The following is a 768-nucleotide window of genomic DNA, read 5'->3' as shown; positions in this document are numbered from 1 at the left end:
CTTTTGAGGCGCGCAAGACCAGTCTCAAAGGAGACGGCACGGCCGGACGCTGGTTCAGCCCTGTGGAGCTTCACATTCTGCCCAAACTGGGAAAAATGCCAGTTGCGGAGATCAGCCAGACCGATATCCGCGATTGCCTAAAGCCGATCTGGCGAACGAAAGCTAAGACCGCCGAAAAGGCGATTCAGCGTTTGAGCATTATCTTGATGCACGCGGCGGCTCTCGGGCTAAACGTGGACGTGCAAGCCACAGCGAAGGCCCGCGCGCTCTTGGGTCATCAAGACCATACGGTCGAACATGTACCCGCATTGCCTTGGCGTGATGTTCCGGCGTTTTACAAAAGCCTCAACCCAGACAACACCGGCGAATTGGCGCTTCGGTTGTTGATCTTGACTGGTGTCCGCTCAGCACCTCTCCGGAACTTACACGAAAGCCACATTTCTGGCGATGTATGGACGATTCCTGCAAAGCTGATGAAGGGCAAACGCGGCGACACGATAGACTTCCGCGTGCCATTGTCCGCCGAAGCTTTGGCGATAATTGCAGAAGCCCAGAAGTACAGCCGCGACGGCTTTCTTTTCCCCGGCACCCGAAAGGGTGTGATTAGCGACGCCACTATGTCCAGGTTCATGGAGCGCCGCAAAATGGACGCCCGCCCGCATGGGTTCCGGTCGTCGCTGCGTGATTGGATTGCCATAAATACGGACACGCCCCACGAGATCGCTGAAATGGTGCTAGCCCACAAGACCGACAGCGCCGTAGTCCGAT

Annotated in this window: 1 protein-coding gene; it reads left to right on the top strand. The window is 56.9% G+C overall.

What is annotated here, in order from left to right:
- Positions 1 to 768 (top strand): tyrosine-type recombinase/integrase (locus tag ABUE31_RS22735; RefSeq protein ID WP_367726044.1); only part of this gene is annotated, 768 nt, incomplete at both ends.

This window comes from Mesorhizobium marinum, assembly GCF_040813675.1.
Taxonomy (GTDB): Bacteria; Pseudomonadota; Alphaproteobacteria; order Rhizobiales; family Rhizobiaceae; genus Mesorhizobium_K; species Mesorhizobium_K marinum.
This window is presented reverse-complemented; position numbering and strand designations above follow the sequence as displayed.